This is a genomic window from Acidithiobacillus concretivorus (genome assembly GCF_018853445.1).
Classification (GTDB): domain Bacteria; phylum Pseudomonadota; class Gammaproteobacteria; order Acidithiobacillales; family Acidithiobacillaceae; genus Acidithiobacillus; species Acidithiobacillus concretivorus.
On record NZ_JABELD010000038.1, the window covers coordinates 49,295 to 57,126 of the forward strand.

The following is a 7,832-nucleotide window of genomic DNA, read 5'->3' on the forward strand; positions in this document are numbered from 1 at the left end:
TCTTATAGGCCCTGTACGAAAGCGGAAGGATGTCGGCAAACCCGTAATTATTGAGGTTAAGATACCACCAGATGAGTCCGTTTGCTGTATCTCATGGCCTATTCCTTATACAATGCCAATTTGTAGGTTTCCCTTGGCCAAGTCCCTAATTCTGCCTATCGGCATCTGATTCTCCCGAAGCGTAACAGGAATTTTCTTCTTTGATTCGACGTGTTTACGGCGGTCTTGCACGAGAGTAGGAGAACTTCGCTACTTGGCTGGATGTCATCATACTGAAATATTCACCTGTTATACTCAGGAGGTGACTAGGCGGATGTAAGCGGATGAAGTATATGAATAAGTCATGGCAAGACCTTCAGGAAGCCCTTGAAGGGCTCCGCACGCGGATTATCCAGAGTGAAGCGGCCCAACTCGCACTTCTGGAGCAGCAAGATCCCAGTCTGCCCTGGCATCCTGGCATCCGTAATATGCTGCACTACTTGGCCCTGCGTAGCGTCGATTTGCGCCCCTTGCAGGATGCCTTGTCAGACGCAGGGCTCTCCTCCCTCGGCCGCGCTGAAAGTCATGTTCTCGACAGTGTGCAGTGTGTCTTGCGGATATTACACGCAGCACTGCAAACACCACCTCCCGACTTCAGCGGAACTCCGGCCATCACGCGAGCGCAAGGCCAACAGGCCCTCACGAACAACACGCTGGCCCTGCTTGGCAGTCCGCCCCGCCAGCGCAGCACCCACATCATGGTAACGCTATCCGGTGATCGCGTTGATGACTTCAATTTTTTCTGCCAGTTATTAACTGGTGGTATGAACATCGCGCGTATCAACTGCGCTCATGATGACGCGGCCATATGGCAACGGCTAACTGAGCAGGTTCAAGCAGCGAGCCGGGATACCGGCCAGTCCTGCCTTATTCTGGTTGACCTCGCTGGACACAAAATTCGCACGGGTCCGCTTCCCGAAGTCCCAGGGGTGATCCATCTGAGCCCTGAACGTGACCGCCTCGGTCGCTTGCAAACACCGGCACAAATGACCGTACTGGCCTGCCACGAGGAAATGGCGCTGAGTCCCGCAGGGGTGGACTGTCTGCTCCTCATGGCGTCCGGCAGTACTATGCCGGAGCCCGGCGAAGAGTTGCTCTGCCATGATACCCGCCACAAAGAGCGCGTACTCGTGGTTGAGCGCATCGAAGGTCAGCTCGTCACCTTACAGGCGATGCAGGGTTGCTACTTCACTGCAGGAAGTCCTTGGCAAAGCCGGCGTCGCCGCCATGTGCGGGGACATTTTGTGGGCATTCCGCCAAGTACCCTCCCTCTGCATCTGGAAGCTGGCGATCAGCTTCTGCTGCAAAGCCAACCCGGAGCCGGGGCACCAGCACAGATGAATCGCCCGGCCCGCATCTCCTGCACACTCCCGGAAGTCGTTCCGCAACTGCCCGTCGGCCAGGCCGTGTGGATGGACGATGGTAAAATTGCCGCCATAGTCATGGAACAACGTCCTGAAGGTGCCTTGCTGCGCATCACCAAAACCAAACCAGGGGGTGCTCGCCTGCAAGCAGACCGTGGTCTCAATTTTCCCGGCCTGAGCCTGAATCTCCCGGCCCTCAGTGCCAGGGACCTGAAAGACCTGGATACCATCATTCCTCTGGCAGATCTCATTGGCTTTTCTTTTGTTGAAAGTGCCGAGCACATGCGCACTATGCTGGAGGCCCTACGCCAGCGACAGGGTGAACACCTGGGCGTCATCGCGAAAATCGAGACTGCAGGGGCTTTTCATCGACTGCCGGTAATACTGTTAGCCGCTCTCGGTCGTCAACCGTTGGGCGTGATGATCGCGCGCGGTGATTTGGCGGTAGAAGTGGGTCCGGAACGATTGGCCGAAGTACAGGAAGAGATTCTCTGGCTGGCAGAAGCGGCGCATTTGCCCGTCATCTGGGCTACCCAGGTGCTGGAACAACTCACTAAAAAGGGCATCATCTCCCGACCCGAATTCACCGATGCGGCCATGGGTGTGCGCGCCGAGTGCGTGATGCTCAACAAAGGTCCTTATGCGGTGGAGGCCGTGCATACGCTGAACGATATTCTCATCCGCATGCAGGCGCATCAGCACAAAAAATTCAGTCGGTTACGTGCCCTGCATTGGGGCGCATCCATAGCATCGGCAAGTCAGTGACTGGAACTGCCGAGCTGACGCTGCATACGGCGGCTGCGGATTTGCCATAGAGTCAGCAACAGTCCCTATAGAAGCAGGGCAATGACAGGCGAAATGTGCTTGAATTTTGATGGCAATTCATGGCTATGTCTTGACCATAACATGATTCTACCGCAGAATCGCTGTCTACAATCTTTTGTAATGCAGATATCCAGAATTGCTACTTGCATACCGTTTATATCGTGCTATCCTTTCACACACCTTCAATTTGAAAGAAGATCAAACCTGCCAGCGCCGTCCGGTGCCTAGAGTTTGGGATTATCCCATATGAAACACACTAAATGACCTCCACCCAAAGCGCTGTAACAATCTGAGACAGAGGAGCTATCTCCCATGAGCGATGCTATTACGTATGTGTCTGATGACAGTTTCGAAACCGATGTGCTGCAATGTACCAAGCCGGTTCTAGTTGATTTTTGGGCTGAGTGGTGCGGCCCCTGCAAAATGATTGCACCCATTCTTGAAGAAGTTGCCGTTGAATATGCTGACAAATTACAAATTGCTAAATTCAATATCGACGAAAATCCCAACACTCCCCCTCAGTATGGTATTCGTGGTATTCCCACCTTGTTGCTGTTTAAAAATGGAAAACTGGAAGCAACAAAAGTCGGAGCCTTGAGTAAAGCCCAACTGACGGCATTTCTGGATAGCCAACTTTGAATACACCACGTCCCCGCCGTAAATCACCCCGTACCCCCAAGTCTTTTCCCAACGAAGATATTCTTCTTGAAGAAGAAGAGACGCTGCTGATGCCAAGTCCTGGCGCTACAGCCATGAACTTGACAGATTTAAAAAGGAAAACTGCTGCTGAGTTGGCCGTTATCTGTCAAGAAATGGGGTTGGACGGGACTGCCCGTCAGAAAAAGCAGGAAATTATTTTCAACATCCTGAAGGCGCATGCCCGTAATGGTGATGCTATTTATGGCGAGGGCGTGCTGGAAATTTTGCAGGATGGCTTTGGTTTTCTGCGTGCAGCTTCCGGCTCATACATGGCCGGACCCGATGATATTTATGTTTCTCCTTCGCAAATTCGTCGTTTTCACCTGCAGACGGGTGATACGGTGTCCGGGCAAATTCGCCCCCCCAAGGAAGGTGAGCGTTATTTTGCCCTCCTTAAAGTGGAGAGCATTAATTTTGAATCGCCTGAAGCGACCCGCAACAAGGTCAACTTTGATGATTTAACCCCCTTGTTTCCCGATGAACCCTTGCGTCTCGAATATGATGCTGTGGCTTACGGTGAAGTGGCACCGCGCATTATTGACCTGGTTTCGCCCATTGGTAAGGGCCAGCGTGGTTTGATTGTGGCACCGCCCAAAACCGGTAAAACCGTATTGCTCCAGCAAATTGCCCATGCCATTACCGCCAATCATCCTGAGTGCTATTTAATTGTGCTGCTGATTGATGAACGCCCGGAAGAAGTGACCGATATGCAACGCTCAGTGAAAGGCGAGGTGGTTTCCTCAACTTTTGATGAGCCAGCCACAAGGCATACCCAAGTGGCTGAAATTGTTCTCGAAAAAGCTAAACGACTGGTAGAGCACAAACACGATGTGGTGATTTTGCTCGATTCCATTACACGCTTGGCCAGAGCCTTCAATACGGTTGTTCCATCTTCCGGCAAGGTGTTGACGGGCGGTGTGGATGCCAATGCCCTGCAGAAGCCCAAACGCTTTTTTGGCGCCGCCCGAAATATTGAAGAGGGTGGCAGTCTGACCATTATCGCTACGGCACTGGTGGAAACCGGCTCGAAAATGGACGAAGTGATTTTTGAGGAGTTCAAGGGCACTGGTAATATGGAAGTCCATCTGGATCGCCGGCTGGCCGAGAAACGCACTTATCCGGCCATTAATCTCAACAAATCCGGAACCCGTCGCGAAGAATTGCTGGTACCTGCTGATTTGCTCAGCAAAATGTGGGTATTGCGCAAGTTGCTGGCACCTATGGATTCTTTGGAGTCCATGGAGTTTCTGCTCGACAAGGTGCGAGCCACCAAAAACAATGCGGAATTTTTTGATTCCATGAATCGCTGAGGATTGGCTGGACGTCTGCCCCCTCTATCCCTATAATTCGCCACTTTGTATTCAGGCCCGAGAGTAGCTCAACTATGAAATCTGAAATTCATCCCAAGTACGAAGAAATCACTGTGACCTGCAGTTGTGGAAATGTGTTTAAAACCCGTTCTACTGCTAACCGTGATCTTCACATTGATCTGTGTTCCGAATGCCATCCGTTTTACACGGGCAAGCAGCGCAATATTTCTGCTGCTGGTCAGGTTGAGAAGTTCCGCAAGCGTTACGGCGGCGGTCAGTAAGTTTCCATGAGCCAGACTGAAGCTCAGGCAGAATTACGACGGCGGGCGTTGGATTACCACGCCCAAAGTCCTGCCGGTAAACTTTCAGTCATACCCAGCAAGTCTTGCAAAAGCCAGGATGATTTGTCTCTTGCCTATACCCCTGGCGTTGCGGCACCGGTACGAGAAATTGCTGCTGATCCTGAAAAAGCTTACGACTATACGGGTAAGGGTAATCTGGTTGCCGTGGTCAGCAATGGTACGGCGGTACTTGGTCTAGGTAATGTCGGGACATTGGCCGGTAAGCCGGTTATGGAAGGCAAGGCTCTGCTTTTCAAGCATTTTGCAGACATCAATGCCTTTGATATTGAAGTACAGGCCCGCGATGCGGAACACCTGATTGACGTGGTAGCAGCGATAGCGCCGGGTTTCGGTGGCATCAATCTGGAAGATATTGCTGCTCCCATGTGTTTTCAGGTGGAAGAAACCCTGCAAAAAATGCTTGATATTCCGGTTTTTCACGATGATCAGCATGGTACTGCGGTTATTGTGGCCGCCGCTTTGCAAAATGCACTGGAATTGCAGGGTAAGATCTTTAAGGGTGTCAAAGTCGCTATTGTCGGAGCCGGTGCGGCGGGTCTGGCTATTGCAAAAATGCTGCGCGCTCTTGGTGTGGGGGCGGTGCATTTAAGTGATGTGCATGGCGTACTGCATACAGGCCGCAGCGACCTGACTCATTGGCACCAGCCTTTTGCTACGGCACCTGCGCACTGGACGCTGATGGATATGCTGGCGGACGCCGATGTGGTCATCGGCGTTTCGGTAAGCGGTGCCATTCCCGAAGCGGCTTTGCCCGGACTGGCTGCAAAGCCGGTGATATTTGCCCTGGCGAACCCGGACCCGGAAATTGATCCTGTTGCCGTAAAACGCTTGCGTCCAGATGCCATTATGGCGACCGGGCGTTCAGATATGCCCAATCAGGTGAATAATGTTCTGGGCTTTCCGTTTTTGTTTCGGGGTGCCCTGGATTGTCGCGCACGGCAGATTAATCAGGAGATGCTGCTAGCCGCAGTCGATGCGTTGGCGCGATTGGCCCGCGAGCCCGTTCCTGAAGAAGTTCAGCAGGCTTATGGATTTTCAGGGACTGACGGTCTGAGCTTTGGACCTGAATATTTTATTCCCAAGCCCCTTGACCCGCGTCTACGACAATGGGTGGCGGGTGCAGTGAGTGCAGCCGCGCGGAAAAGCGGCGTCTCCCGGCTCTAGGTAAACATGCGCCTCGCGGATCTGACGGTTCGCGATTTGCGGCTTGCCTTAGGGCAACTTCTCGCAGCCATTGTTTTCTTTGCATTGGTCTGGAAAATCCTCGCACCTTTTCTGCCCGCTATTGTCTGGGCCGCCATTCTAGTTTATGCAACCTGGCCTTTGTCTGCGCCTCTGCGCCGTCACTGGCCACCCCTGCTGGCAGCTTGCGGGGCGACATTCATGTTGGCGTTGATTTTTATTCTCCCTGTACTGTTTCTGAGTATGACCCTGGGCACAGAATTGCATCATGTACTGACAGAACTCAGTCAGCAGGATGCCCATACCCTGATAAGTACCCAATGGAGTCATAACGTCTGGATAAAAAATCTGCTTGAACAAATACCGGCTTCCTGGAAAACACCATTCCAGCCAGGGGCTTTGTCTCCTGATTTGTCGGCCTGGGCGGGGCGCATCGGGATGCTGGCAGGCGGGATTGGCCGCTTTGCGGCCCTGCTGGTGCTGGTCCTCATTACGGCGTTTTTCTTTTATCGCTACGGACTGGAACTGCTTGATCAACTGCAGCGAATGGTTCATCAGGTGCTGGGGCGGCGGGGTGATAACTATCTGCAAACTGTGGCTATTACCATCCGTGCCGTCATTTACGGAATCCTGGCGACTGCCTTGGCCCAGGGTGCCCTTGCGGGATTGGGCTACTGGGCAACAGGGTTGCCTGCCCCGGTGCTGCTTGCCGTAGTAACGCTGTTATTTTCTTTTTTACCATTTGGTACGCCCCTGGTGTGGGGCGCTGCCAGTATCTGGCTGCTGGTTCATGGACACATTGCGGCGGGTGTGGGGCTGGCACTCTGGGGTGCTCTGGTGGTGAGCTGGATTGATAACCTGATCCGGCCACTGGTGATTTCCAGCGCGGTGCATATTCCATTTTTGCTGGTGCTATTTGGTGTGCTGGGCGGAATTCTGACATTTGGTCTGCTTGGCTTGTTTCTGGGACCAGTTGTTCTTGCCGTCCTGCTGGCCATCTGGCGGGAATGGTTGCAACCCGCACAGTCTGCTGAAACCTGAATGGCTGAGATGGGACAGCTTGGCCTGTCGGGCGCTTGGTTCTATACTCGTCAGACCAACCAGACGGTCGGCCATAATACTTCCTGGCCGCCGCTCCGTTTTCGGGCCGCGTTTAAAAACGTCGGCCTCCTGAATATTGCACGAGGTTTACATGCGCTCAGATATGATCAAAAAAGGTTTTGAACGGACCCCTCATCGTTCCCTCTTGAAGGCTTGCGGTGTTACGGACAGTGACATGGATAAGCCCTTCATTGGTGTGGCGAACTCCTATATTGATATTATTCCCGGTCATGTGCATTTGCAGGAGTTCGGGCGCATCGTCAAGGAAAATATTCGTGCGGCAGGTGGTATTCCTTTTGAATTCAATACGATCGGTGTAGATGATGGCATCATTATGGGTCATGATGGCATGCGTTATTCTTTGCCGAGTCGGGAGTTGATTGCGGACTCCATTGAAACCGTAGTGCAGGCGCATCATCTGGATGCCCTGATTTGTATTCCCAACTGCGACAAAATTGTACCGGGGATGATCATGGGCGCGTTGCGCTGCGATGTGCCGACAGTGTTTGTGTCCGGTGGACCGATGGAAGCCGGCAAACTTTCTGATGGGACTTCTATTGATTTGGTGACGGCATTTGAAGCGGTTGGCCAGTTCAAACGCGGGCAGATCACCGAAATTCGCCTCAAGGAAATCGAAGATAAGGCTTGTCCGACCTGTGGTTCCTGCTCCGGCATGTTTACTGCCAATAGCATGAACTGCCTCATGGAAGTGTTGGGTATTGCGTTGCCAGGTAATGGTACGATTCTGGCAACGGCGGCGGGGCGGCGTGATCTAGTGCGTCAGGCGGCTGACCGGGTGGTCGCTTTAGCCATGGCGGGCGGACCGACCATGCGTCAGCTAGTGGATTTTGATGCCATCGATAATGCATTTATTCTGGATATGGCCATGGGCGGTTCTACCAATACGGTTTTGCATACCCTTGCCATTGCCCGCGAGGCAGGCATCCAGT

Annotated in this window: 7 protein-coding genes; all 7 read left to right on the plus strand. The window is 52.9% G+C overall.

Annotation, left to right across the window (positions count from 1 at the left end; translation table 11 throughout):
- The first annotated feature begins 332 nt into the window (after positions 1-332).
- The gene (locus HJG40_RS06050; protein ID WP_215863351.1) at positions 333-2,168 is read left to right on the plus strand and encodes a pyruvate kinase; all 1,836 of its coding nucleotides are present in this window, start codon (positions 333-335) and stop codon (positions 2,166-2,168) included.
- 372 nt (positions 2,169-2,540) lie between these two features.
- On the plus strand, positions 2,541-2,867 hold the full coding sequence (trxA, locus tag HJG40_RS06055; RefSeq protein WP_215863352.1) for a thioredoxin TrxA: 327 nt from the start codon (positions 2,541-2,543) through the stop codon (positions 2,865-2,867).
- Complete coding sequence (rho, locus tag HJG40_RS06060; protein WP_438263559.1) at positions 2,864-4,237, plus strand: transcription termination factor Rho; 1,374 nt, start codon at positions 2,864-2,866, stop codon at positions 4,235-4,237. Before trxA ends, rho begins: the two co-directional genes overlap by 4 nt.
- 74 nt (positions 4,238-4,311) lie before the next feature.
- A complete protein-coding gene (gene rpmE, locus HJG40_RS06065) occupies positions 4,312-4,518 on the plus strand; it encodes a 50S ribosomal protein L31 (RefSeq protein ID WP_215863353.1) in 207 nt (68 codons plus the stop codon).
- Between the two features lie 6 nt (positions 4,519-4,524).
- The gene (locus HJG40_RS06070) at positions 4,525-5,763 is read left to right on the plus strand and encodes a malic enzyme-like NAD(P)-binding protein (RefSeq protein ID WP_215863354.1); all 1,239 of its coding nucleotides are present in this window, start codon (positions 4,525-4,527) and stop codon (positions 5,761-5,763) included.
- A gap of 6 nt (positions 5,764-5,769) precedes the next feature.
- The gene (locus tag HJG40_RS06075) at positions 5,770-6,822 is read left to right on the plus strand and encodes an AI-2E family transporter (RefSeq protein WP_215863355.1); all 1,053 of its coding nucleotides are present in this window, start codon (positions 5,770-5,772) and stop codon (positions 6,820-6,822) included.
- A gap of 151 nt (positions 6,823-6,973) precedes the next feature.
- On the plus strand, positions 6,974-7,832 hold an 859-nt coding region (locus tag HJG40_RS06080; RefSeq protein WP_215863356.1), incomplete at its 3' end, for a dihydroxy-acid dehydratase domain-containing protein.